At 63.3% G+C, this 24,676-nt stretch carries 23 protein-coding genes; 12 read left to right on the top strand and 11 right to left on the bottom strand.

What is annotated here, in order from left to right:
• Positions 1 to 86: 86 nt before the first annotated feature.
• The 6 genes from K3F49_RS12405 to K3F49_RS12380 all read right to left on the bottom strand — a co-directional run bounded on the left by K3F49_RS12405 (position 87) and on the right by K3F49_RS12380 (position 5,867).
• Entirely contained in the window at positions 87 to 860 is a 774-nt protein-coding gene (locus K3F49_RS12405) for a fumarylacetoacetate hydrolase family protein (protein ID WP_234681197.1), read from the bottom strand.
• Between the two features lie 11 nt (positions 861 to 871).
• Positions 872 to 1,891: a 2-dehydropantoate 2-reductase gene (locus K3F49_RS12400; protein WP_234681196.1), complete on the bottom strand. Its 1,020-nt coding sequence runs from the start codon at positions 1,889 to 1,891 to the stop codon at positions 872 to 874.
• A gap of 103 nt (positions 1,892 to 1,994) precedes the next feature.
• Positions 1,995 to 2,420, bottom strand: coding sequence for a CBS domain-containing protein (locus K3F49_RS12395; protein ID WP_234681195.1), 426 nt, complete (start codon positions 2,418 to 2,420; stop codon positions 1,995 to 1,997).
• Positions 2,421 to 2,610: 190 nt separating this feature from the next.
• Positions 2,611 to 3,933 (bottom strand): oxalate/formate MFS antiporter, encoded by a 1,323-nt coding sequence (oxlT, locus tag K3F49_RS12390; RefSeq protein ID WP_234681194.1) that lies wholly within the window; start codon positions 3,931 to 3,933, stop codon positions 2,611 to 2,613.
• 258 nt (positions 3,934 to 4,191) lie between these two features.
• On the bottom strand, positions 4,192 to 5,481 hold the full coding sequence (gene oxlT / locus K3F49_RS12385; protein WP_234681193.1) for an oxalate/formate MFS antiporter: 1,290 nt from the start codon (positions 5,479 to 5,481) through the stop codon (positions 4,192 to 4,194).
• 248 nt (positions 5,482 to 5,729) lie between these two features.
• Complete coding sequence (locus K3F49_RS12380) at positions 5,730 to 5,867, bottom strand: hypothetical protein (RefSeq protein WP_164938782.1); 138 nt, start codon at positions 5,865 to 5,867, stop codon at positions 5,730 to 5,732.
• Between the two features lie 295 nt (positions 5,868 to 6,162).
• Here K3F49_RS12380 and K3F49_RS12375 point away from each other — a divergent pair, with 295 nt between their 5' ends.
• Entirely contained in the window at positions 6,163 to 7,494 is a 1,332-nt protein-coding gene (locus K3F49_RS12375) for an Hsp70 family protein (protein ID WP_234681192.1), read from the top strand.
• 227 nt (positions 7,495 to 7,721) lie between these two features.
• Here K3F49_RS12375 and K3F49_RS12370 read toward each other — a convergent pair whose 3' ends face one another.
• Positions 7,722 to 8,165, bottom strand: a complete 444-nt coding sequence (locus tag K3F49_RS12370; RefSeq protein WP_234681191.1) for an SRPBCC family protein — start codon at positions 8,163 to 8,165, stop codon at positions 7,722 to 7,724.
• Between the two features lie 389 nt (positions 8,166 to 8,554).
• Here K3F49_RS12370 and K3F49_RS12365 point away from each other — a divergent pair, with 389 nt between their 5' ends.
• The 5 genes from K3F49_RS12365 (at position 8,555) to K3F49_RS12345 (ending at position 12,068) form a co-directional block, all read left to right on the top strand.
• On the top strand, positions 8,555 to 9,526 hold the full coding sequence (locus K3F49_RS12365) for a phytanoyl-CoA dioxygenase family protein (protein ID WP_234681190.1): 972 nt from the start codon (positions 8,555 to 8,557) through the stop codon (positions 9,524 to 9,526).
• A 242-nt stretch (positions 9,527 to 9,768) separates the two neighbouring features.
• Positions 9,769 to 10,896, top strand: coding sequence for an alpha/beta hydrolase family protein (locus K3F49_RS12360; protein WP_234681189.1), 1,128 nt, complete (start codon positions 9,769 to 9,771; stop codon positions 10,894 to 10,896).
• Between the two features lie 343 nt (positions 10,897 to 11,239).
• Positions 11,240 to 11,449, top strand: a complete 210-nt coding sequence (locus K3F49_RS12355) for a cold-shock protein (RefSeq protein WP_026201564.1) — start codon at positions 11,240 to 11,242, stop codon at positions 11,447 to 11,449.
• 97 nt (positions 11,450 to 11,546) lie between these two features.
• Positions 11,547 to 11,789, top strand: a complete 243-nt coding sequence (locus K3F49_RS12350; RefSeq protein WP_234681188.1) for a transcriptional regulator — start codon at positions 11,547 to 11,549, stop codon at positions 11,787 to 11,789.
• 54 nt (positions 11,790 to 11,843) lie between these two features.
• Positions 11,844 to 12,068: a hypothetical protein gene (locus K3F49_RS12345; RefSeq protein ID WP_234681187.1), complete on the top strand. Its 225-nt coding sequence runs from the start codon at positions 11,844 to 11,846 to the stop codon at positions 12,066 to 12,068.
• Positions 12,069 to 12,080: 12 nt separating this feature from the next.
• Here K3F49_RS12345 and K3F49_RS12340 read toward each other — a convergent pair whose 3' ends face one another.
• The 4 genes from K3F49_RS12340 to K3F49_RS12325 all read right to left on the bottom strand — a co-directional run bounded on the left by K3F49_RS12340 (position 12,081) and on the right by K3F49_RS12325 (position 16,558).
• Positions 12,081 to 12,263, bottom strand: coding sequence for a hypothetical protein (locus tag K3F49_RS12340; RefSeq protein WP_234681434.1), 183 nt, complete (start codon positions 12,261 to 12,263; stop codon positions 12,081 to 12,083).
• A gap of 462 nt (positions 12,264 to 12,725) precedes the next feature.
• Entirely contained in the window at positions 12,726 to 14,003 is a 1,278-nt protein-coding gene (frc, locus tag K3F49_RS12335; RefSeq protein ID WP_234681186.1) for a formyl-CoA transferase, read from the bottom strand.
• A 63-nt stretch (positions 14,004 to 14,066) separates the two neighbouring features.
• Positions 14,067 to 15,800, bottom strand: a complete 1,734-nt coding sequence (oxc, locus tag K3F49_RS12330) for an oxalyl-CoA decarboxylase (protein WP_234681185.1) — start codon at positions 15,798 to 15,800, stop codon at positions 14,067 to 14,069.
• Positions 15,801 to 15,862: 62 nt separating this feature from the next.
• The gene (locus K3F49_RS12325) at positions 15,863 to 16,558 is read right to left on the bottom strand and encodes a GntR family transcriptional regulator (RefSeq protein WP_234681184.1); all 696 of its coding nucleotides are present in this window, start codon (positions 16,556 to 16,558) and stop codon (positions 15,863 to 15,865) included.
• Here K3F49_RS12325 and K3F49_RS12320 point away from each other — a divergent pair.
• From K3F49_RS12320 to gcl, 6 genes are all read left to right on the top strand, one after another.
• The gene (locus K3F49_RS12320) at positions 16,542 to 16,886 is read left to right on the top strand and encodes a hypothetical protein (RefSeq protein WP_234681183.1); all 345 of its coding nucleotides are present in this window, start codon (positions 16,542 to 16,544) and stop codon (positions 16,884 to 16,886) included. The two genes, K3F49_RS12325 and K3F49_RS12320, sit on opposite strands and share 17 nt — an antisense overlap.
• A 19-nt stretch (positions 16,887 to 16,905) precedes the next feature.
• Positions 16,906 to 19,035, top strand: a complete 2,130-nt coding sequence (locus tag K3F49_RS12315) for an acetate--CoA ligase family protein (protein WP_234681182.1) — start codon at positions 16,906 to 16,908, stop codon at positions 19,033 to 19,035.
• A 61-nt stretch (positions 19,036 to 19,096) separates the two neighbouring features.
• Positions 19,097 to 19,936, top strand: a complete 840-nt coding sequence (locus K3F49_RS12310; RefSeq protein ID WP_234681181.1) for an IclR family transcriptional regulator — start codon at positions 19,097 to 19,099, stop codon at positions 19,934 to 19,936.
• A 105-nt stretch (positions 19,937 to 20,041) separates the two neighbouring features.
• Positions 20,042 to 20,842 (top strand): NYN domain-containing protein, encoded by an 801-nt coding sequence (locus K3F49_RS12305; RefSeq protein ID WP_234681180.1) that lies wholly within the window; start codon positions 20,042 to 20,044, stop codon positions 20,840 to 20,842.
• An 84-nt stretch (positions 20,843 to 20,926) separates the two neighbouring features.
• On the top strand, positions 20,927 to 22,729 hold the full coding sequence (locus K3F49_RS12300; protein ID WP_234681179.1) for an adenine deaminase C-terminal domain-containing protein: 1,803 nt from the start codon (positions 20,927 to 20,929) through the stop codon (positions 22,727 to 22,729).
• A 151-nt stretch (positions 22,730 to 22,880) separates the two neighbouring features.
• Positions 22,881 to 24,671: a glyoxylate carboligase gene (gene gcl, locus K3F49_RS12295; protein WP_234681178.1), complete on the top strand. Its 1,791-nt coding sequence runs from the start codon at positions 22,881 to 22,883 to the stop codon at positions 24,669 to 24,671.
• Positions 24,672 to 24,676 lie beyond the last annotated feature (5 nt).

Here is a 24,676-nt window from a genome sequence, read left to right as displayed (position 1 = left end):
TCAAGGGCCGGACGGGTTGCCGGACGTATTCGGTTGCACAATCCACGGCTGGTTGCGTTGGCCGGGCGGCGGAGGGGTGCGCGGGGTTACAGCCGAAACTCGTTGGTCAGCTCGCCGATGCCGTCGATGGCCACGGTCACGCTATTCACCGGCTCCTTCATGACGCCGACGCCGACCGAGGTACCGACCGCGATGAGGTCGCCGGGGAGCAGGGTCATGTCGTGGGAGATCTTGCTGACGAGGGCTTGCGCGCTGAAGATCATGTCGGAGATCGGATAGTTCTGCCGCTCCGCGCCGTTGAGGATGGTGCGAACCGTGAGTTTCGCCGGATCGAGGCCGGTTGCGATCACAGGGCCGAACGGGCCGTAATCGTCGATGCCCTTGGCGCGGGCCCACTGGGGAAAGGTAGGGTCGCTGGTCAGGATGTCGTTGGCGGTGATGTCGTTGACGCAAGTGTAGCCGAAGATGAAGCCGTCGGCTTCCGCAGGAGAGACGCGGGCGCAGGTCTTGCCGATGACGATGCCGAGCTCGCCCTCATAGGTGGTCTTGCCGTCGTAGTAGGAGGGACGGCGGATCACGGCGCCCGGCGTCGTGATGGTGGTGGTGGCCTTGAGCAGATAGAGCGGCTCCGGCGGCTCGGGCTGATTGAGCTTCGCGGCGAGCGCGTGGAAATTGTTCCAGAGCGCGACGATCTTGCTGGGCGCGCAGGGCGCGAGCAGCTCGACCTCCGACAGCGCCAGCATCTTGCCGGTGCTTGCGTTGCGGCCGAACATCTCGCCCTCGTGCACGCTGATGCCCGACGCGGAGAGCGTGCCGAAGCCGGTGGTGCCGGCGTGGCGGAAGCGGAGCCAGTGTTTCATCTCGCCCGCCATCACGCCACCGCCAGTGCGCGAGGATCCGATGGTGCCGACACGCCGTCATAGAGGCCGGCGATGCGGGCGCGCTGGGTCACCATCGCCAGCACCGAGTCGAGCGCGGGCGTCGGAATCCTGGTCAGGCGGCCCATCTCCTGCACCACGGTGACGAGCGGGTCGATCTCCATCGGGCGGCCGCGCTCGAGATCCTGCAGCATCGAGGTCTTGTGCGCGCCGACCTTGCGGGCGCCCTCGATGCGGCGCTCGACGTCGACGCGGAACTTGACGCCGAATGTTTCGGCGATCGCCTGCGTCTCCACCATGATCGCGCGCGACAGCGCCCGCGTCGACGGATCGGTGCAGATCACGTCGAGCGTGGCGTGCGTGAGCGCGCTGATCGGATTGAAGCAGACATTGCCCCAGAGCTTCAGCCAGATCTCGTCGCGGATGCGGTCGAGCACCGGCGCCTTCAGGCCGGCCGCGACGAAGAGGTCGGCGAGGCGCTGCACGTCCGACGTGATCTCGCCGGAGGGCTCGCCGAGCGGAAAATTGTTGCCGTAGACGTGCCGGATCACGCCCGGCGCCTCGATCTCGGTGGCGGGATAGACGATGCAGCCGATCGCGCGTTCGGCACCTAGCTCGCGCCATTGCCGCCCGCCGGGATCGATGCTCTCCAGCGTCGAGTTCTCGAAATCGCCGCCGTGCCTGTGGAAGTACCAATAGGGGATGCCGTTGACCGCAGTGACGATGCGGGTGTTGGGCCCGAGCAGCGGCTGCATCTTCTCGATCACGCCGGTGATCGAATGCGCCTTCAGCGTGACGATGACGTAGTCCTGCACGCCGAGATCGGCCGCATTGTCGGTGCAGCGGGGATGGACGGTGTGCGTCTCCTCGCCGGCGAGCAGGGTCAGGCCGTGCTCGCGCATCGCGGCGAGGTGCGCGCCGCGCGCGACCAGGCTGACATCGGCGCCTGCGCGCGCCAGCTGCACGCCGAGATATCCGCCGATCGCGCCGGCGCCGTAGATGCAGATCTTCATGAAATCCTCGCGGGGGGGTACCGGAAATTTGGGCGAAAGATCCGGTCCGGCTCGGAGGTGTCCGAGCCGGGGCCGGTAGTCGCAGGGGAAGAGTGGTCGCGCTTTAGGCTGCTTGCGACGTGCTGTTGGTCGCCTCGTCAACGGCAGCCGCGATGTCGCGCATGCTGATGACGGAGACGAGGCTGTAGTCGTCGATCACGGGCAGGTGCCGGATGTGATTCCGGTTCATCAGATGCCTGACGTGCTCGATCGTGTCCGAGGAGGTGCAGGAGACCAGCTGCTGCACCGAGACGAGCTGAGAGACCTTGACGTTGACGGCGTTGGCGCCGTGCTCGGCGACCGCGCGCACCACGTCGCGCTCTGTGAACATGCCGACCGCCGTGTTTCCTTCGGAGCGGACCACGTCCTTCACCACCAGCGCGCTGATGTTGTTGGCCCGCATCAGCTTGGCGGCGATACAAACCGTTTCGTTCATTCGCACCGTGACAACGCGCGGTGTCTTCTTGCGCAGAATGTCTCCGACCAGCATTGCAACCTCCCTGGGTGAATGATGGATCAAGTGTGGTATACATAATACCAAACGTCAAGCACTCGATTTGGCTGATCCGAAAATTCTTGCGGCAGCAATGCTGACGTTTGCCGTGGCGGACCCAAAGGAGACAAAGAAAAAGGGGCGCATCGCTGCGCCCCTTCTGGCCGTCGTCAAGGCGTCTGGCGGCTCACGCCGTCTCGGTCTTTGCACTCGCGGTCGCGGTGTTGGCGCGCTCGGCTTCCTTGCCGAGGATGAAGGAGCGGCGCAGCGGCTTGATCACGAACAGCGCCATCAGCGCGGCCGTCGCGTTCAGCGCCACGGCCACCACGAACACGGCCTTCCAGCCATAGGCGGTCGAGATCACGCTGGCGAGCGGCACGAGCAGGGAGGCGGTGCCCTTCGCGGTGTAGAGCATGCCGTTGTTGGTGGTCGCATATTTCGAGCCGAAGGTGTCGCCGCAGGTGGCGGGGAACAGCGAGTAGATTTCGCCGAACACGCCGAAATAAACTGCAGTGGCAAGCACGAACACGATCGGAACGTGACCGTAGGCCGACAGCGTCAGCAGCATCAGCGCCGCCGTGCCGAAGGCGATGAACATGGTGTGCTCACGGCCGATCGTGTCGGACACAAAGCCGAAGAACGGACGGCCGAAGCCGTCGAAGATGCGATCGAGCGAGATCGCGAACGTCAAGGCCGCCATCTGGAAGCCGGCGAGCGAGACCGGCGTGTCGGCGATCTTGAAGTCGTGCGCGATCGGCGCGATCTGCGCCGCGGTCATCAGGCCGCCGGAGGCGACCATGACGAAGACGAGATACATCACCCAGAAAATAGGGGCACGCAGCACCTGCGGCGGGGTGAAGTCGATCTTGGTCTGCGGCAGATTGAGCTGCTTCTTCTTCGGCGGGATCGAGATCCGCGGCGGCTGGATGAAGAAGGCGAGCACGAACACGATCACGCCCTGGCCGATGCCGAAGGTGAGGAACGCGTGCTGAAAGCCGCTCGTCGCGATCATCGCCGCGATCGGCACCACGGTGAGCGCTGCGCCCGCGCCGAAGCCGGCAGCCGTTGCACCGGCGGCGAGGCCGCGGCGGTCCGGAAACCATTTCAGCGCATTGCCGACGCAGGTGCCGTACACCGCGCCCGCGCCCATGCCGCCGACGACGGCCGCCGCATAGAGCACGGGAAGCGAGTCAGCGTAGGAGTTCAGGATCCAGGACAGTGCGATCATCACGCCGCCGAACATGATGACGATGCGCGGGCCGTATTTGTCGACGAACCACGCCTCGATCGGCACCAGCCAGGTTTCGGTGACGACGAAGATGGTGAAGGCGAGCTGGATGGCGGCGCGCCCCCAATGGTACTTGGCATCGATCGGATCGACGAACAGCGTCCAGCCATATTGCAGGTTCGCGATCATCGCCATGCAGACGATGCCCATTGCGAGCTGGAGCCAACGGAAACTGGTTCGTAGGGGCGCAGCGGTCACGGCGCCATCCGTGCTGGACATCATCAACAACCTCCCAAGCGCCTGTCTGGTCACGACACTGCTGCCCATATGACGGAGTGTCGCAAATATTGTGGCTTATCGTCGCAAGCGCGGCCGGCAGCTTGGTATACCATATTCCAGAATGCAAGGCCTATTGTGCGGCCCCACTCAAGAAAGTGCGGGTTCCCTTCGGGTTTCCGGTATTATTGTATGTTCGGGCAAAACGAAAACGCCCGGCCGTGAGGCCGGGCGCATCCGCGAGACGGTTGTGTACGAAGCGGCTCAGACGCTCGATTGCGCGACCACAACCTTGCGCCAGGGCTTGAGCACCACGATCGCCAGGAGCGAGGCCAGAATGTTGGCGCCGGCCGCAAGAATGAACACGTTGTCCCAATGGCCGGAGGTCTGCTGCACGTAGTTCGCGAGCGGCACCAGCAACGCGGCGGTGCCTTTCGCGGTGTAGAGCAGGCCGGCATTGGTGGTCGCGAACTTCGCGCCGAACGTGTCGGTGCAGGTCGAGGGGAACAGCGAGTAGATCTCGCCCCAGGCGAAGAACACGAAGCCCGACAGGATCACGAACCAGATCGGGTCCTGACCCCAGAGATAGAGCATCCAGATGCCGACGCCTTCCATGCCGAAGGCGATGAACATCGTGTTCTCGCGCCCGATCATGTCGGAGATCCAGCCGAAGAACGGGCGCGTCAGGCCGTTGAGTACGCGGTCGATGGTCGCCGCGAACGTCACCGCGGTCATGGTCATGCCGATCAGCGTGACCGGCACGGCGTCGACCTTCCAGTCGACCGCGATCGGCTTCAGATTCGCCGTCACCATCAACCCGCCGGCGCCGACGATCACGAACATGAAGTACATCAACCAGAAGATCGGCTGACGCAGAACTTCGGTCGGCTGGTAGTTGCGCCGCGACTGCGCGAGTGCGGCGTTTGCCACCACGGCCGGCACCTGGCCTGGCTTCGGCGCCAGCAGGAAAAAGGCGAGAATGCAGATGATGATGCCTTGTCCGAGACCGAAATAAAGGAACGTGGTCTGGAAGCCGCTGTCCTTGATCATGGCCTGGATCGGCGCAACGGTGAGCGCTGAGCCCGCACCGAAGCCCGCGGCCGTGATGCCCGCCGCGAGACCGCGCTTGTCGGGAAACCATTTCAACGCGTTGCCGACGCAGGTGCCGTAGACGCCGCCGGCGCCGATGCCCGCGACGATCATGCCGAGATAGTAGCCGTTGAGCGTGGTGGCCTGCGCGTTGATCACCCAGCCGACCGCGCAGAGCACGCCGCCGACGAGCACGACGAGGCGCGGACCGTATTTATCGACAAACCATCCTTCGACCGGCACCAGCCAGGTCTCGAACAAAACAAACAGAGTAAAGGCCCACTGGATCGAGGCGCGATCCCAACCGAATTTCTTCTGGATGTCGGGGACGAAGAACGTCCAGCCGTATTGGTAATTGGCGATCATCACCATGGCCGCTACGCCGATCGCCAGTTGCGCCCAGCGATATGTATCGCTGACGCGTGCGGCCGCAGGAGCCGTTGTTGTCTGCACCATGTCCGTCATGAATCCTCCAATGAGCGCTTCTGTTTTTTTGAGCGAGCGTTGGCGGCATTCTTGTATTCATTATGCCAAGCTTCAAGCGCGCGCCGGCCCATTGTGCGCTTATGACGCAACCCCGTTTTCGAAGCTGCGAGAATGAGCCGATTCCCAAATAGAAATGGCCCTGCAGAGCAGGGCCATTGTTCAAAAGTAGGAGTTCGCTGGTTTTACAACCGCCGCGACAATTCGACGCGCCGGCTCTCGTCCAGACCTTACAGGCCGAAGCGGGGCAGGTCGCCGTTGTGGTTGGAGATCTCGGCGCTCGCCATCAGGAAGCGGTCGACGGCGGCCATGAAGCGGGCGAACAGCGAGGCGGAGGGCGCGAGCGCGACGGAGGCGGTCTTGGACATCGGAATTTCCTTTCTCGAGACAGTCAGTAATGCTGTCTCATTTCGAAAGGCAATCTATGTATACCAGATGCCACTGTCTATGCATGCCATTGCATGGCAGCATTCGAATTGCCGCATTGCAGCATAATTGCTTCGTTAAAGCGAGCTGTCTGGCTCAAAACACGCGGTTTGAGGCCCAAAAGGGGGCGTAAGCAGCTCCGGGCCATTCCGGATCGGCTCTCGCATCCGGCTCTTGGCACTGCAGTGCAAAACGGTTAGTGCTTCGCCCCCCTTTCCAGATCTCGCAGAGTGGTTCATGTCGAGCGCCTCGCCCGCCGTCTCGATCGGCATCGATTTTGGGACCAGCAACACGGTCGTTGCCCTTGCGGTCGACGATCACCGGGTCGAGGCCATCCGCTTCGATCACGGCGGACAACGGCACAGCACCTACGTCTCCGCCCTGTGCTTCTGGGAGGACCGGCCGGGCGCCGGCGCCCAGGCCGAGGGTGGCCCGTGGGCGATCGAGCAGTTTCTCGAAGGCCGCTACGTCTACCGCTTCCTGCAGTCGTTCAAGACCTTTGCGGCCAGCTCGAGCTTCAACACCACCCAGGTGTTCCGGCAGCGCTTCAAGTTCGAGGATATTTTGGCGGCGTTCCTGCGGACGCTGGCGCGCCATGGCGGCGACAAGTTCGGCTTCGAGGTGGCCAACATCACGGTCGGCCGGCCCGTGCGCTTTGCCGGCGGCAATCCCGACGACGATCTGGCCATGCAGCGCTATCGCGCCGCGTTCGAACGCCTCGGCGCCGGCCACGCGCGCTATGTCTATGAGCCCGTGGGCGCGGCGTTCTCCTTCGCCCGCCGGCTGGAGCGCGATGCGACCGTGCTGGTTGCGGATTTCGGCGGCGGCACCAGCGACTTCTCGGTGATGCGCTTCTCGCGTGCAGGCGGCGTCTTGCGCGCCGAGCCGCTCGGCCATGCCGGCATCGGCATTGCGGGCGACACGTTCGATTATCGCATCGTCGATCACGTCGTCTCGCCGCGGCTCGGCAAGGGCTCGAGCTTCCGCTCGTTCGACAAGGTGCTGCCGATCCCGAACAGCCACTATACCAACCTCGCGCGCTGGCATCAGCTCGCGCTGATGAAGAGCAACGGCGACCTGCGCGAGCTGCGGGAGCTTGCGCGCACCGCGATCAAGCCCGCGCTGCTCGAGGATTTCATCACCATCGTTGATCTCGATCTCGGCTTTTCGCTGTACCGCGCGGTGTCGGACGCCAAGGTCGCGCTCTCGGCCAGGGACGAAGTCGACTTCCGCTTCAAAGGCGGCGGCGTCGAGATCGGCTCGACCATCACACGGAAAAGCTTCGACGCCTGGATTGCCGACGACATCGCTCGCCTCGGCGCCACGGTCGACAAGGTGCTGAATGAGGCCGGCATCACCGCGCGCGAGGTGGAGAAGGTGTTCTTGACCGGCGGCACTTCGTTCGTGCCGGCGGTGCGAAAACTGTTCGCAGACCGGTTCGGCAACGAGCGGCTGATGTCGGGCGACCAGTTCGAGTCGATCGCCTACGGCCTCGCGCTGATCGGACACAGTCCCGAGCCGGACCGCTGGACCGCAGACGGCGGGCTGAAGACGAAGGCGGGCGCGTAGCAATCGTTCTCCGCAGACTCGATGTGAGTTGTTCTCCCGGAGAGTTCGTCATTCTCCGTCATTGCGAGCGCAGTGAAGCAATCCAGAATCGTTCCGCGGAGGGACTCTGGATTGCTTCGCTGCGCTCGCAATGACGAAGTTGGTGGATCCGCGCATACGATCGAACAGATCGATCCGCGGATGCTCCCCTCGGCGGATCACATCCGACGGTGCGATCCTGATCCAGGCTACTGATTGATCTCCGGCTCCACGAGCCGCGCCAGGTTGCGCAGCGATTCCTGCCAGCCGAGATAGCAGGCCTCCACGGGAATGACGTCGGGAATGCCGGCCTGTGTGATATCCACCTCGGTGCCGACGGAGACCTTCTTCAAGATCACGGTCACCTCGATCACGCCCGGCAGGTTGGGATCGTCGAACTTGTCCGTGTAGCGTAGACGCTGCCCCGGAACGAGCTCGAGATATTCGCCGCCGAACGAATGGCCGTTACCGGTCGTAAAGTTCCGGAACGACATCTTGAACGTGCCGCCCACCTTGGCCTCCAGATGATGCACGGTGCAGGTGAAACCGTTGGGCGGAAGCCATTTTGCCAGCGCATCGGCCTCAACGAAAGCGCGATAGACTTTGTCCGGGCTGGTCGTGAGAACGCGGTGCAGACGTACGGTGCCGGGCATGGTGTTATTCCCTGTGAATTGCTGGGCTCGACGGTCAGGTCTATTGCCCAATCATGGCCTGAGGACGAACGCGCCGGCTCTGATCCGACATGACGGCGTCAAATTTTTTCGCCGGGTGTGCCTCGGGTCGTCCGTCGATCGCACCGCGAAACAGCCAATCGCACGAAAGGCGCTACCTGTTTACCGCAACTGCATCTGACGTGTCGTGACGATGCGGCATGCATGCCATACGCAGCGTTCGCACAATTTGAGCGCATCTACTCCCGCAGTTCACTTCGACACACTCAGGCCGGATTTTTGCCTCTAGTCTCAGCGATGAGTTCGTCGCAGGCCGCGTCGCATGACACGGCGACCGCGCGACGAATCCATCGCACTGGAGAATTTGCGACATGAAGCAGACGACGCTGCGTTACCGGGCCTTGCGCCGGGTCCGCAGCCTGCCGGCCGAAACCGCTTCACGGCTGCTCGGGATGCCAGCTGTCGGCCGACGATTGAACAAGGCCTACGAAAAGGCGCGCGCATCGCATAGGCCGCGCCTGCCAAAACTCTCCCCGCACGACATGGACGTTGTTGCCGGGCTGGAGACAAACGGCGTTTACGTCACCTCGCTCGCGGCGCTGGATCTGCCCGGCACGGACACACTCTGGACATCGGCGACCGACATCGCGAACGCCTATTCCGTTCGTGCCAAAGCAGGTGAGTTCGCCGGCCAGTATACGGTGCAGGTCGGTGCCGAGGACATGATGCGCCATCCACACATCGTCCGCTGGCCCCTCCACGACCGCATTCTCGATATTGTCGAGACTTATCTCGGCTTGCCTGCGGCGTACGACACGCTGAATTTTTTCTACACATTGGCCGATGGCCGTCAGGTCGCGGCGCGCCGATGGCATCGCGATGTCGAAGACCGACGCATGGTCAAGGTGATCGTCTATCTGCACGACGTCGATGAGGAGGGCGGCCCGCTCGAAATCCTGCATCGCGCCTTTCCAGGCAGCGACCGGCTCGACGGCGCCAACTATCCGGTGCTGACGCAGGAAATGCTGGAGCAGCGGCTCGGCGGGACGCTGGCGCACGGCGACCTGACGACCTGCACCGGCAAGGCCGGGACGGTGATCTTCGTGGATGTTGCGAGCCGCTACCATCGCGGCCGCCCGGCGATCGCGCGCGACCGCTGCGCCCTGTTCTACAATTTCTTGTCGCGCTCGCCGCTTCGCCCATTCTTCTGCGAGCGGCACTTGTTCTCGCGGGCGCAGCTTGTCGAGCTTGCGGCCGGCCAGACCGCGCGGGCGCGTGATTGCATGCTGTGGCACGCCAACGTCCCTCTGCTCGCCCGGCTCGTGCCACGCGCGCGGGTCTAGAAGCATCGAAGCCACAATTCCGCTATCGTTCCCCGCTCAACTTCCGCGCGAAATCAGGGGGTGTCCGTTGCTCAGGACAGTTGGGCTTTCGCCATCGCACTCTGCTGTCTTGGGTTTGCTCCGATCCCGATGGCTTTGACAGGGTAGCCTTTCACCACACGTTCGATGCGGCCGTAGTGAAGTCTTTTTCGCGAGCAGCTCGCTGGCGGAGATCAATGAACATCTGGTCCGGGGAGGCGAGGATGAGGCGACTTGGCTATGTGATCGGCTTGCTTGTGCTTCTTGTGTCTTCGGCTGTGGCCGATCCCGCGCTGCCGGGCCTCGTTCGGCAGGATCGGATGATGCCGATCACGCTCGCCGATGGCAGTCAGGTCAAACTCGAGACCATGATCCTGCGGCCGGATCGGCCCGGACGCCTTCCGTTGGTTCTTCTGGTCCACGGCACGAATCCCGCAGCCGGACAAGCGTTTCGGGTCGCGGCGGAGCGACAATCGCCGGCCGATCTCCTCAATCCTGCCGTCGCGTTTGCACAGCATGGTTATGCCGTCGCATCGATCATGCGCCGGGGCTTTGGTCATTCAGACGGACCATTCGCCGAGACGCTGTCCGGACCCTGCGACGATCGGGACTATCTCGCCGTTGCACGGATCGCGGCTGAGGACGTGACCGGCGCTCTTGCCACGCTCCGCGGTGAGCCCTGGGTCGATCCCGATCGGGTCGTGCTGATGGGGCATTCCACCGGCGGCTTTGCGGTGACCGCGGCGGCGGCGGACAATCCTGTTGGCGTCGTCGGTGTTCTCAACTTCGAGGCGGCGCACGGTTCTGTCCCGGGTCGCACCTGCAGCCCGGATCATCTCGTCGCCGACGCCCGCATCTTCGGCCGCACGGCGCGCGTTCCGGCGCTCTGGGTTTATTCGGAGAACGATCGCAGTGCCCCGCCGGCGTTGGGCCGTCGCATGTTCGATGCTTACGTCGCCTCCGGCGCGCCGGCGCAATTGCAGGTCTTGCCGCCCTTCGGCGTCGACGGACATGCCGTGGTGCCGATGGGCCCCGCTGACTTCTGGTGGGCGGCCGTCGAGCGTTTCTTGAACCAATTGCGCCTGCCGACGTCAGTGCTGGTCGAATTGCCTCCGCCTGCACCCATTCCGGCGCCGGCGCCGCTCAACGCGGCGTGCGCGGGCTATTTCGATGCCTATGTGAAGGCATGGACCGATGCCAAGGCCTATGCCTGGAACCGTGATGGTCATTGTTCATCGGCGACCTCCATGCGAACCGTGGATGATGCGAAGAACGAAGCCATGCGCCAATGCGTGGCCGCCTGGAAGGAATGCTCGCTCTATGCGGTCGGCCAAGCGCTGGCGCCCGGGTAGAACGCGACGAAGTGGATGCGCATGTGGGGCGACGAGGCAAAGATCGGCAGGCCACGAGAATTGCATCAAATCGGCGCTTGCGATTGCGCCCGCTCGCGCAGTGTCTGACGCCGTGCGGGCCTGAATCCTAAATATCTGCAATGGCTTGCAGCGCTTATGGGGCAATTGAATCCGGCCCAGCCTTGCAAACGACGCTGATGTGGTATACCTTACTGTTGTTCGTTCAGCCGCTGTGCCTTGTTGAATGCGCCCGCGGGCTCCTTTTCCATCGACATCGACGAATTGAAACGGTTCTGCGTGAGTGTCACGCGGAACGCACATGTGTGCTCTTTGGAGAAGAAAAATGACGACAGGTACTGTAAAGTGGTTCAACGGCCAGAAGGGCTTCGGATTCATTCAGCCCGACGACGGTGGCAACGATGTGTTCGTTCACATCAGCGCGGTCGAGCGGGCTGGTCTTGCGGGTCTCGCTGAGGGCCAAAAGGTCAACTTCGAGGCCAAGACCGACAAGATGCGGGGCAAGGTCAGCGCTGAGAATCTCTCGCTGGCTTAAGTCCTCCAGTGCCGTTTCACGGATGTACTGAAACGGCCATGCGACCCGCTCGATCGCTGGATTGAGCGGGTTTTGTCCGTTTCCGAAAGGGTGAAAGATGAGCGCCAGAAAATCGGCCGAACCGTCACCCGAAAGCATCGCGCGCTCTAACCGCCAGCGTTTGGCGGCTCAAGAAGGCGCGCAAGCGATGGCGGATGCCGAAAGGCAGGCTATCGACGTTCGCAAGAACATGGCGAGGCTTCGCGAGCTGCGCGAAGCCAGGGCAGCGGCCGACGCAACCCATCAGGCATCGCTGCCGGCACCGATCCCGACCAAGCGCAAGAAGAAGCCGCCGCAATAGCCGACGTCGGCATCGCTGCCGAACGACGGGAGAGGGCCGGTTACATGCCAGGGAGTGCGGATCGTGCCTAGAGTCAAATCGGACGCCGGCGGCACCATCACCTTCTTTCTCGCGCACGGCGCGGGTCGGCAGATATGCCGGCTTGCGACCACCTTTGCGACGCAGAAGCAGGCCTTCAGCTATCTTCAAAAATACCGCACGGAGTTCGAGCGCATCGCACGGACGCGGTTGGATTCGGGAGAGCTCGAAGACGGCGTCGTTGTGCTGTCGATGCTCTAGAGTGCGTCGATCCTAGTCTTCGCTGCCTTTCGGCTTGGCCTCGCGAGCCAATCGTTCCGCTTTCAGCCGCTCGCGGTTTTCGTTGAAGGAGTGCTGGTCCTTCGCGTAGTCATTCATCGGTTTCTGCGTTTTGGCAGGCTTGAACGCCTTGTCGGCTTCACGCTTGGCGCGATCAGAGGATTGATCTCTCAACATATCGGTCTCGGTTTGTTTGAACGTGTCTGGCCCGCGAATGTGCTGACGTCCCGTCCGCGTTCGCGGGCTGGTGAAACAGCGCATCGTCCCTGAGTGGAGAAGTCGGGTCTGGATAAACAACTGACGGCCACCGCGCCGGTTCCTCGAAAGACTGTCCGACGCGAATAAAAATGCCGGCTGGTCGCCACCCGACTGGTCGTCGGCGCGCGGCAGTGACGCGCCTCTGCGTCGAGATGCCCCTCATAGGCCGGCCTTCGCTTCTCGCATAATGGCATACTACCCCTGTTTTCCCCGACGCGTCAAACGAAATTCGTAAAATACGAAGTTTTGTTCGCGGCAGGGGCTACTGTGCATGGGGTTGTTTTCCGCTTTTTGGGTTGGGCACGTGGCCGCACCGCCTTCCTGACGCAAAAAGGGCCGCCTCGATGGGCGGCCCTTTCATCTCATGCGTTGTGGTGCCGCTTACTCGGCGGCCTGCTTCTGCGGCGGGTCGAGCGCGCCGGACTTGTGGATCTCGGCGACCTGGTGGTCGCTGAAGCCGAGCACCGCGCGCAGGATCTCGTCGGTGTGCTCGCCGAGCAGCGGAGAGCGGGTGACGTCGGCCGGTGAGTCCGACAGCTTGATCGGGTTGCCGACCGAGATGTACTTGCCGCGGGTCGGATGATCGACCTCGACCACGGTGCCGGTCGCGCGCAGCGACTGGTCCTCGGCGATCTCCTTCATCGACAGGATCGGGCCGCAGGGGATGTCGTCCTTGTTGAGGATTTCCATCGCCTCGAATTTTGTCTTGGTCATCGTCCACTGTTCGATGCGGGCAAAAATCTCGTTGAGGCGCGGAAGGCGTGCGGCTGGCTTGGAATAGTTCGGATCGGTCTTCCAGGTCGGCTCGCCGATGACGTCGCAGATCTTCTCCCAGACCGGGGCCTGGGTGATGAAGTAGATGTAGGCGTTGGGATCGGTTTCCCAGCCCTTGCACTTCAGGATGCGGCCGGGCTGGCCACCGCCGGAATCGTTGCCGGCGCGCGGCACGGCATCGCCGAACGGAATGCCTTCGCCGAACTGGCTGTATTCCCTAAGCGGGCCGCGCTCGAGGCGCTGCTGGTCGCGCAGTTTGACGCGCGCGAGGTTGAGCACGCCGTCCTGCATCGCGGCGGTGACGCGCTGGCCCTTGCCCGAATGGGTGCGGTGATACAGCGCGGTGACGATGCCGAGCGCCAGATGCAGGCCGGTGCCGCTGTCGCCGATCTGCGCGCCGGTGACGAGCGGAAGACCATCGCGGAAGCCGGTGGTGGAGGCGGCGCCGCCGGTGCACTGCGCGACGTTCTCATAGACCTTGCAGTCTTCGTACGGTCCGGGACCAAAGCCCTTGATCGAGGCGACGATCATCTTCGGGTTGATCGCCTGGATCTTCTCCCAGGGGAAGCCCATGCGGTCGAGCACGCCGGGGCCGAAGTTCTCGACCAGCACGTCGCACTTCTTGATGAGCTCGGTGAGGACTTCCTTGCCCTTGGGGTTCTTGGTGTCGAGCGTGATCGAGCGCTTGTTGTGGTTGAGCATGGTGAAATACAGGCTGTCCACGTTCGGGATGTCCTGCAGCTGGCCGCGGGTGATGTCACCCACGCCCGGGCGTTCCACCTTGATCACGTCGGCGCCGAACCATGCGAGCAGCTGCGTGCAGGTCGGTCCGGACTGGACGTGGGTGAAGTCGAGAATGCGAACGCCCTCGAGCGCTTTGGTCATGGTGTTGCTCCGTACTCTGTCTGCCCCTGCGAACCACAGGGAATAAAGGGTTGAGGGGTGGACTTACTTCTTCTTCTGCAGAACGCTCTGCGGATTGAGGTTGCCGATGCGGCCGCTCTCCGAGCCCGCGGCGGGATCGATCACTGCGTTGATGAGCGTCGGCTTGCCCGAGGCCATCGCCTCGTTGACGGCGCGCTTCAGTTCATCCGGCGAGGTCGCATTCACGCCGACGCCGCCGAAGGCTTCCATCATCTTGTCGTAGCGCGCGCCCTTGACGAACACCGTCGTTGCCGGATCGGCGTTGGCGCCGTTGACGTCGGTGCCGCGATAGATGCCGTCATTGTTGAAGATGACGACGCAGATCGGCAAATTGTAGCGGCAGATGGTCTCGACCTCCATGCCGGAGAAGCCGAAGGCCGAGTCGCCTTCCACCGCGAGCACGGGGTGGCCGGTCTCGAGCGCAGCCGCGATCGCCTGGCCCATGCCGATGCCCATCACGCCCCAGGTGCCGACGTCGAGACGCTTGCGTGGGCGGTACATGTCGATGACGCCGCGGGCGAGGTCCAGCGTGTTGGCGCCTTCGTTGACGAGGATCGCCTCGGGATGTTCCTTGATCACGTTTTTCAGCACGCCGAGCGCGCCGTGATAATCCATCGGCGACTTGTTGTTCATGAGCTTCGGCGCCATCTTGGCGACGTTCTCGTCGCGCTTGGACACGATGGCCTTGGTCCATTCGGCCGGCGGGGCGGTCCAGCCCGTAGCGATCGCCTGGTTGAAAGCCGAGACGACCGAGCCGATGTCGCCGACGACGGGCGCGACGATCTCGATGTTGGAGTCCATTTCCTTCGGCTCGATGTCGACCTGGATGAACTTCTTCGGCGCATCGCCCCAGCTCTTGCCCTTGCCGTGCGACAGCAGCCAGTTCAGCCGCGCGCCGATCAGCATCACGACGTCGGAGTCCTTCAGCACCGTCGAACGCGCAGCCCCTGCGCATTGCGGATGCGTGTCGGGGAGCAGGCCCTTGGCCATGCTCATTGGCAGGAACGGCACGCCGCTCTTCTCGACGAAGCTCTTGATCTCTTCATCTGCCTGCGCATAGGCCGCGCCCTTGCCGAGAATGATGAGCGGACGCTTTGCGCTCTTCAAGACATCAAGCGCGCGCTTGACCGAAGCAGGCGAGGGGATCTGGGCCGGAGCCGCGTCGATCACCTTGACCAGCGACTTCTGGCCGGCCTCGGCGTTCATCACCTGGCCGAACAGCTTGGCCGGCAGGTCGAGATAGACGCCGCCCGGACGGCCCGAGACCGCAGCGCGGATGGCGCGGGCGAAACCGATGCCGATGTCCTGGGCGTGCAGCACGCGATACGCCGCCTTGCACAGCGGCTTCGCAATCGCGAGCTGGTCCATCTCTTCGTAGTCGCCCTGCTGGAGGTCGACGATCTCGCGCTCGGAGGAACCCGAGACCAGGATCATCGGATAGCAGTTGGTGGTGGCGTGCGCGAGCGCGGTGAGACCATTGAGGAAGCCGGGCGCGGACACCGTGAGGCAGACGCCGGGCTTCTTGGTGAGATAGCCGGCGATGCCGGCGGCGTAACCGGCGTTCTGCTCGTGGCGGAAGGAGATCACGCGAATGCCTTCGGCCTGGGCCATGCGGCCCAAATCCGTGATCGGGATGCCCGGCACATTATAGATGGTGTTGATGCCGTTCAGCTTGAGCGCGTCGATGACGAGATGGAAGCCATCCGTCAGTTCTTGCTCGGTGCCCGGTGCTTCGGACTTGGTCGCGGTGTTCAGCATGGGCCTTGTCTCCCTGGTCTCAAGATAACGGGGCGAATGTTTCGCCCTTCTGGTGAATGTTGCTAGGTGAAGAGTTCCTGACCGTGCGATTCGACGTAAGCGGCGAGGCCAAGGGTGTGGTCGCGGGCGCGCTTCTCGGCGAGCTCGGTGTCGCGTGCCTCCAGCGCCTCGATCATGCCGAGATGCTCGGGCAGCGACGTCGCGGTGCGGTCCTTGCGGCCGATCGTCAGTTGGCGATAGCCGCGCACGTGCAGCAACAGATCGTTGGTGAGATCGACCAGCACCGGAGATTCCGACAGCGAGATCAGTGCCTGGTGGAAGGCGATGTTGGCGCGTGAATATTCCTCGACGTGATCCTCGGGCAGGCGGTCCTTGCCGAAGTCCTTGAAGTAGTCGCGCAGCGCCGTGATGTCCTTCTTGCGCGCGGTGGTGGTGATGAGGCGCGCCGCCATGCTCTCCAGCGCGGCCCAGGCGCGGATCATGTCGACGATCTCGCTCTTGGTCCTGCGCACCACCATGATGCCGCGGCGCGGCACGGTCTTCACGAAACCGTCCTGCTCGAGCATCGCGATGGCTTCGCGGATCGGCGTGCGGCTGACGCCCAGGCGTTCGGACAACGCGCGCTCGTCCAGCATGACAGGCTCGGGCGTCGAGTAGATGTCCATCTTGAGGATGGCTTCCTTCAAGGCGTCATACGCCTTGTTCTTGAAGCTGCTCTCCGGGGCAATACGAACGATTGCGATGTCTGCCTCGGCCATGTTCGGCAATGCCTTGGTTGGTTTCCGCAGTGACACGACGATTCTCCTCCAGTGGGAGTCGTCTTTTACAGGAATATTTACCGGAAAGTTTTTGGCATACCAAATGCCAGAATGTCAAGCTGCCTATTTTTTGCGGCGTTCCAAGGTGGTCTCTGACTTGACAAGTTGGCTTCTGGCATACCAAATGCCATCACTAGCCATTTTTGATCCAAACCGGCGGTGTAGTCTAGGCATTTCTGCCGCTGCATTCCGCCATACGGAACAGAGCGTGGCGATGGCAAGCATCACGGGCAGCCGCATCACGCGCGCTTTGCAAAGCAAGAACTGAAGGTCAAGGGAGAAGCCATATGTCCAATTCCAAAGACGTCGTCCGCAGGGTCCTTGACCAGGTCAAGGCCGACAACCGCACCAGCCTGACCGCCCCGGAAGGCAAGGTGGTCTGCGACGCCTACGGCATCCCGGTGCCGAAGGAGGGTGTGGCGAAGTCGGCTGGCGAGGCCGGCAAGATGGCGTCGTCGATGGGCTTCCCGGTGGTGATGAAGATCGTCTCGCCGGATATTCTTCACAAGACCGAGGCCGGTGGCGTCATCGTCGGCGTCAAGACGGCACAGGACGCCGAAAAAGCCTACGAGACCATTCTCGGTAACGCCAAAAAGTACAAGGCCGACGCCAAGATCGAGGGCATCCAGGTTCAGCAGATGCTGGCCGGCGGTACCGAAGTCATCGTCGGCTCGATCACCGACGGCTCGTTCGGCAAGCTGGTCGCCTTCGGTCTCGGCGGTGTGCTGGTCGAAGTGCTCAAGGACATCACCTTCCGCCTCGCGCCCGCGACCAAGGAAGACGCGCTCTCGATGCTGGACGGCATCCAGGCGCATGAGATTTTGAAGGGCGTTCGTGGCGGTGAACCGGTGAACCGCACGGCACTCGCCGATGTCATCGTCAAGGTCTCGCAGCTCGTCACCGATTTCCCTGAAATTGTCGAGCTCGACCTCAACCCGGTGTTCGCCACCGCAAAGGACGCCATTGCCGCCGACGTGCGCATCGTCGTCGACTTCGCCTACAAGCCCAAGCCGAAGCCGCGCCCGACCGAAGAGATCGTCGCGGCCATGAGCCGCATCATGCAGCCGAAGGCCGTCGCCGTGGTCGGCGCCTCCGCCGAGGACGGCAAGATCGGCAACTCCGTGATGAAGAACCTCATCAACGGCGGTTACAAAGGCGAGATCTATCCGATCCACCCGAAGGCCTCCGAAATTCTCGGCTACAAGGCCTACAAGAGCGTCAAGGACGTGCCGGGCGTAATCGACACGGCGGTGTTCGCGATTCCTGCGAAGTTCGTGGCTGCGGCGCTGACCGAATGCGGCGAGAAGAAAATCCCGGGTGCGGTGCTGATCCCGTCGGGATTCGCTGAAGCCGGCGCGCCGGAGCTGCAGGCCGAGATCGTCGAAGTCGGCAAGAAGTACGACATCCGCCTGATGGGGCCGAACATCTACGGCTTCTATTATACGCCGGCCAATCTCTGCGCGACCTTCTGCACGGCCTACGACGTTAAAGGCCACGCGGCGCTGTCGTCGCAGTCGGGTGGCATCGGCATGGCGATCATCGGCTTCTCGCGCTCGGCCAAAATGGGCGTCTCCGCGATTGTCGGCCTCGGCAACAAGTCGGATATCGACGAAGACGATCTGCTCGCCTTCTTCGAGCAGGATCCGAATACGAACCTCATCGCGCAGCACTGCGAGGACCTCAAGGACGGCCGCGCCTTTGCGGAAGCCGCCAAGCGCGTCTCGAAGAAGAAGCCCGTGATCGTGCTCAAGGCCGGTCGCACCTCGGCTGGTGCAAAGGCGGCCTCGTCGCACACCGGCGCGCTCGCCGGCAACGACAAGATCTACGAGGACGTCCTGGCGCAGTCCGGCGTGATCCGTGCCCGCAGCTTGCGGCAATTGCTCGAATTCGCCCGTGGCGTGCCGGTGCTGCCGACGCCGAAGGGCGAGAATGTCCTGATCATCACCGGTGCGGGTGGCTCGGGCGTGCTGCTGTCGGACTCCTGTGTTGACAACGGCCTGTCGCTGATGTCGATGCCGCCGGACCTCGATGCTGCCTTCCGCAAGTTCATCCCGCCGTTCGGCGCGGCCGGAAATCCTGTGGATATCACCGGCGGCGAGCCGCCGATCACCTATGTCAACACGGTGAAGCTCGGTTTGACGGATGAGCGCATCCACTCGCTGATCCTCGGCTACTGGCACACCATCGTCACGCCGCCGATGGTGTTCGCCCGCAACATGGTCGAGGTGAAGAAGGAGATGGAAGCCAAGGGTTTCGTGAAGCCGATCGTCGCCTCGCTCGCGGGCGACGTCGAAGTCGAGGAAGCGGCCGAATATCTCTACCAGAACGGCATCCCGGCCTATGCGTACTCGACCGAACTGCCGGTCGAGGTGCTCGGCGCAAAGTACAAGTGGGCGCGCGGCGCGGGCCTGCTCTGAGACGACGACGTCCATTCACCTCTCCCCGTGTGCGGGGAGAGGTGAGAACAGTCAGGTCGCGATGAGCAGGAACGTGATCAGGCGCAAATCGCTCGAAACTCGATCGGCATCGGAGGCCGATCGTGATGGCGGCGTGCAGTCGGTCGACCGCGCGCTGTCGATCCTCGAGACACTGGCCGAGGACGACGAAGGCTATCGCCTCAGCGATCTCGCTGTGCGCACGGGCCTATCGGCTTCGACCGTTCACCGCCTGCTGGCCACGCTGGAAAGCCGCCGCTTCGTGCAGTTCGACCGCGTCGAATCCAAATGGCACGTCGGCGTGCGCAGCTTCACTGTGGGCGCCAGTTTTGCGCGTCGGCGCAATTTTACCGCACAAGCCATACCTTATTTGCGCAAGTTGCGCGATCTGACTCGCGAGACCGCCAATCTCGCGGTGGTCGACGACGAATTCATCATCGTGCTGACCCGCATGGAGAGCCGCGAGATCATGCGCTCGCTGACCAAGGTCGGCGGCCGCGTCGCGATGGTGACATCAGGCGTCGGCAAGGCCGTGCTCGCGACCTACTCCGACGAGGATGTCGGCGCCGTCATTCGTCATCACGGCATGCCCAGGCTGACGGAAAAATCCATCGTGCGGCCGAGCGACCTCTTCAAGGAACTCGCGACGATCCGAAAGCAGGGTTTTGCCGTGGACGACGAAGAGGCCGAGGCGGGCCTGCGCTGCGTCGCTGCCGTGGTCTACAACGCGCTCGCCGAGCCGCTGGCCGCGATCTCCGTCTCGGGCCTGACCAGCCGCGTCACCGATGCCCGCTTGCCGGAGATCGGCCGCGTGGTACGCGAGGTCGCGGCGGAGTTGACGGCGGCGCTTGGGGGCGTAACGCCTGCGGTGAACCCAGGCTGAGCCAGTTTGCGCCTAATCGTGCCCTGAAGGGAAATCAGCTCTGGCGGCAACAGCCTCGAAATCGGTATATCCATCCACGGTTGTCGCGTCCTTTTGGGGAATATCATGCCGTCTGAGCTCCGTTCGCCCCGTCTCGCTGTTCTGATCGATGCCGACAATGCTTCCGCGAAGATCGCCGATGGTCTGTTCGAGGAGATTGCCAAGATCGGCGAGGCGAGCGTGCGCCGCATCTATGGCGACTTCTCCAATGCGCGGTCGAGGGGCTGGGCCGACATTCTGTCGAAACACGCCATCATCCCGCAGCAGCAGTTCGCCTATACGACTGGAAAGAATGCTTCCGACATAACCCTGGTGATCGACGCAATGGACCTGCTTCACAGCGGCCGGTTCGATGGCTTCTGCCTGGTGTCGTCCGACAGCGACTTCACCCGGCTTGCCGCCCGCATCCGGGAGCAGGGCGTCGATGTCTTTGGGTTCGGCGAACACAAGACACCGGAAAGCTTCCGACAGGCCTGCAGAAGGTTCGTTTACACGGAGAATCTGCTTGCCGCCCCGGCGAACACCCAGGACGCCGCGTTGCGTTCGACATCGCTTCAGCCACCTGATGCCGCGACCCCCATCATCAAGAAGGTCATCACCCAGATGGAGAGCGAAGACGGCTGGGTCACGCTCGGAGAAGTCGGCCGGCAGCTTGCCAATTTGGCTTCCGATTTCGATCCGAGGACCTTTGGCTTCCGCAAGCTGAGTGACCTCGTGCGAAAGACGAATTCGTTCGAGATCGACGAGCAAAATGGGCGATCGATGCGGATTCGGGTCAAGCCCACTGCCGCACCAACGCCGAGAACGCGGAACCGGCGCAGACCTGCCAGGTCGCGGACGGCAGGCGGTTCGCCGCCTAAGGCGTAAGCAGGCGTGCCGTCATATTTGAGCTTGCCCGGTTTGGCGTAGGGCGTAACCATCGCTTGGCCGTAACGCCACGCGAGGGTCCTGATGACCAAACTCACCCGTTTTGCCGTCGCGCCGCTGCATGCGATGACGCGCCGTCTCGCCGATGTCGCCTCGGCGCGCGTCGCGCCCGATCTCGTCGTAACAGGTGCACGGGTGCTCTCGACCTATTCGGAGCGGATCCATCCGGGACGGGAGGTCTGGATCACCGGCGGCCGCATCGCCGCGGTGAAGCCGGCCGGTACGGCGAAGAAGGCGTGGAGCGACGTTGCGGTTTATGATGCCGCCGGCGGCATCATCGCGCCGGGGTTGGTCGATCCGCACATCCACATCGAGTCCTCGATGGTGACGGCCTGCGCCTACGCGGAGGCTGCGCTGCTCAACGGTACCACCACGATCTTCTGCGACAGCCACGAGATCGGCAACGTCATGGACGTCGCCGGCGTCGAGGCGATGCTGGAGGATGCCCGCGAGGCGCCGCTCTCGATCTTTTTGACGGTGCCGTCGACGGTGCCAGCAACATCGGCTGAATTGGAGACGGCGGGCGGCGACCTCACGGCGGACAAGATCGCCGGCCTGTTCGACCGCTGGCCCGAGGCGGTGGCGCTCGGCGAGAAGATGGATTTCGTGCCTGTGACCATGGGTGACGAGCGCAGCCACGCGATCCTTGCGGCGGCCTTGAAGCGCGGACGTCCGGTGTCCGGCCATGTCTATGGCCGCGAATTCGTCGCGGCCTATGCGGCAAGCGGCGTCACCGACACTCATGAGGCGATCGACCGCGACATCGCCGATGATCTGCTCGATGCCGGCGTCTGGATCTTCCTCCGCGGCGGGCCGCCGACGACGCCCTGGCACTCGCTGCCTCAGGCGATCCGTACCATCACCGAGCTTGGCGCCTCGCACAAGCGGACGGCGGTCTGCACCGACGATCGCGATGCCGACGACCTCCTGCTGTTCGGCCTCGACTGGGTGGTGCGCGAGGCCGTGAAGGCGGGGATGTCACCAGAGCAGGCCTGGTCGATGGGCTCGCTGCATGGCGCCACGCGCTTCGGCATGGAGGGCGATATCGGCGGGCTCGGCGGCGGCCGTCGCGCCGATCTCGTGCTGATGGACGATCAGCTCAAGCCGCAATCAACCTGGTATGGCGGCGAACTGGTCGTCGAGAACCGCAAGATCACGCCTCGGCTCGATCAGGCCCTATCGCAGCGCTATCGATATCCGAAAGCGGCCTATGTCACTGTGAAGCTGCCGGAGAAGCTCAAGCTGACGCCGGAGCTGCCGACGAAGGCCTGCACTGTCAACGCGATCAAGACCGCGCTGCCTGGCATCACCCTGATCCATGAGAAGATCGCGATCGAGCCAGCCAAGGACTGGCCGTCGTTGTTCGCCCGCTACGGCCTGTGCTTCGTCACCGTGGTCGAGCGTCACGGCAAATCGGCCGGCAACGTTGCTTATGGCCTCTTGAAGGATTTTGGCCTCAAACGCGGTGCAGTCGCCTCCAGCGTCGGCCACGACAGTCACAACATCATCGTCGCGGGCACCAACGAGGGCGACATGCAGGTGGCGATATCAGCCATCAAGGCGCAGCAGGGCGGCGTCTGCGTCGTCGCCGACGGCAAGGTGAGGGCGCTGGTGCCGCTGCCGATCGCTGGCCTGCTCTCCTACAAACGCGTCACCGAAGTGGCGGAAGAGGTAAAGGTGCTGAAGAAGGAATGGGCCGAGGCCGGCTGCACCATCCCCGACATGGGCTTCAATCTGATTCCGCTATCAGTCATTCCGGAAATTCGCATCACCGACAAGGGGCTGGTGTTGGTGCCACAGATGAAGCTGGCGCCGCTGTTCGAGTGAGTTGCTTTCACGCATTTCTCGATCTAACCAACTGAAGCGTCCACTGTTTTTCCGCGGTTGCCGCATCGTGGAAAATAAAACCGATCTCGTTGAGATCGCATCTCGCACACCTGATGATCTCACTCGCTGACGTAACCGAGGGAGATCCGATATGGCGAAGATGCGAGCCATCGATGCGGCTGTGCGTATCCTGGAGAAGGAAGGCATCTCGACCGCCTTCGGCGTTCCCGGGGCTGCAATCAATCCGCTTTATTCGGCGCTGAAGAAGCGCGGCTCGATCCGCCACATCCTCGCGCGGCATGTCGAGGGTGCCTCACACATGGCCGAAGGCTATACGCGGGCCAAGGCGGGCAATATCGGCGTTTGCATCGGGACCTCAGGCCCTGCCGGCACCGACATGATCACCGGGCTCTATTCGGCGATTGCCGATTCCATCCCGATCCTCTGCATTACCGGCCAGGCGCCGCGGGCACGGCTCTACAAGGAGGATTTCCAGGCCGTCGACATCGAGTCGATCGCAAAGCCGGTGACCAAATGGGCGGTGACGGTGCGCGAGCCGGCGCTGGTGCCGCGGGTGTTCAGCCAGGCGTTTCATGTGATGCGCTCAGGCCGGCCGGGGCCGGTCCTGATCGACATGCCGCTCGACGTGCAGCTCGCCGAGATCGAGTTCGACGACGAGACCTACGAGCCGCTGCCGGTCTACAAGCCGACCGCGACGCGCAAGCAAGTCGAGAAGGCGCTGGAGATGCTCAATGCCGCCGAGCGCCCGTTGATCGTCGCAGGCGGCGGCATCATCAACGCCGACGCTTCGGATCTGCTGGTCGAATTCGCCGAGATCGCCAACGTGCCGGTGGTGCCGACGCTGATGGGGTGGGGCGCGATCCCCGACGATCACGTGCTGATGGCCGGCATGGTCGGCCTCCAGACCAGCCACCGCTATGGCAACGCCACGATGCTGGAGTCGGACTTCGTGCTCGGCATCGGCAATCGCTGGGCCAACCGGCACACCGGCTCGGTCGAGACCTACACCAAGGGCCGCACCTTCGTGCATGTCGACATCGAGCCGACCCAGATCGGGCGCGTGTTCAATCCCGATCTAGGTATCGTCTCGGACGCGAAAGCTGCGCTCGAGCTCTTCGTCACCGTCGCCAGGGAGTGGCGACGTTCCGGCAGGCTCCGCGAGCGCCAGGCGTGGCCCGCAGCCTGCCGCGATCGCAAGAAGACCATGCTGCGCAAGAGCCATTTCGACAACGTCCCGATCAAGCCGCAGCGCGTGTATGAGGAGATGAACAAGGCGTTCGGTCGCGATACCACCTATGTGACCGTGATCGGTCTGTCGCAGATCGCAGGCGCCCAGTTCCTCGGCGTCTACAAGCCACGCAACTGGATCAATGCGGGGCAGGCGGGGCCGCTCGGCTGGACGCTGCCGGCGGCGCTCGGCGTACGTGCGGCGTGTCCGGATCGCGACATCGTCGCGCTGTCGGGCGACTATGACTTCCAGTTCCTGATCGAGGAGCTCGCCGTCGGGGCGCAGTTCAATCTGCCCTACATCCATGTCGTCGTGAACAATTCCTATCTCGGCCTGATCCGCCAGGCCCAGCGCGGTTTTGATATGGACTATCACGTCCAGCTCTCGTTCGAGAACGTCAACGCGCCGGAGCTCAATGGCTATGGCGTCGACCATGTCGCGGTCGCTGAAGGTCTCGGATGCAAGGCGATTCGCGTCACCGATCCGAACGACACGCAGGCGGCATTCGCGACCGCGCGCGAATTGATGAAGAAGCACCGCGTGCCCGTGGTGGTCGAGTTCATCCTCGAGCGCGTCACCAACATCGCGATGGGCACCGAGATCGACAACATCGTCGAGTTCGAGGAGGTGCTGGACCTGCCGCTCGACGAGGTCGGCACCAAGCGGCCCGGCGTGCTGCAGCCGGCAGAATAGGGGGA

The sequence above is a fragment of the Bradyrhizobium monzae genome (assembly GCF_021458635.1).
In the GTDB taxonomy this organism is placed as follows: Bacteria; Pseudomonadota; Alphaproteobacteria; order Rhizobiales; family Xanthobacteraceae; genus Bradyrhizobium.
This window is presented reverse-complemented; position numbering and strand designations above follow the sequence as displayed.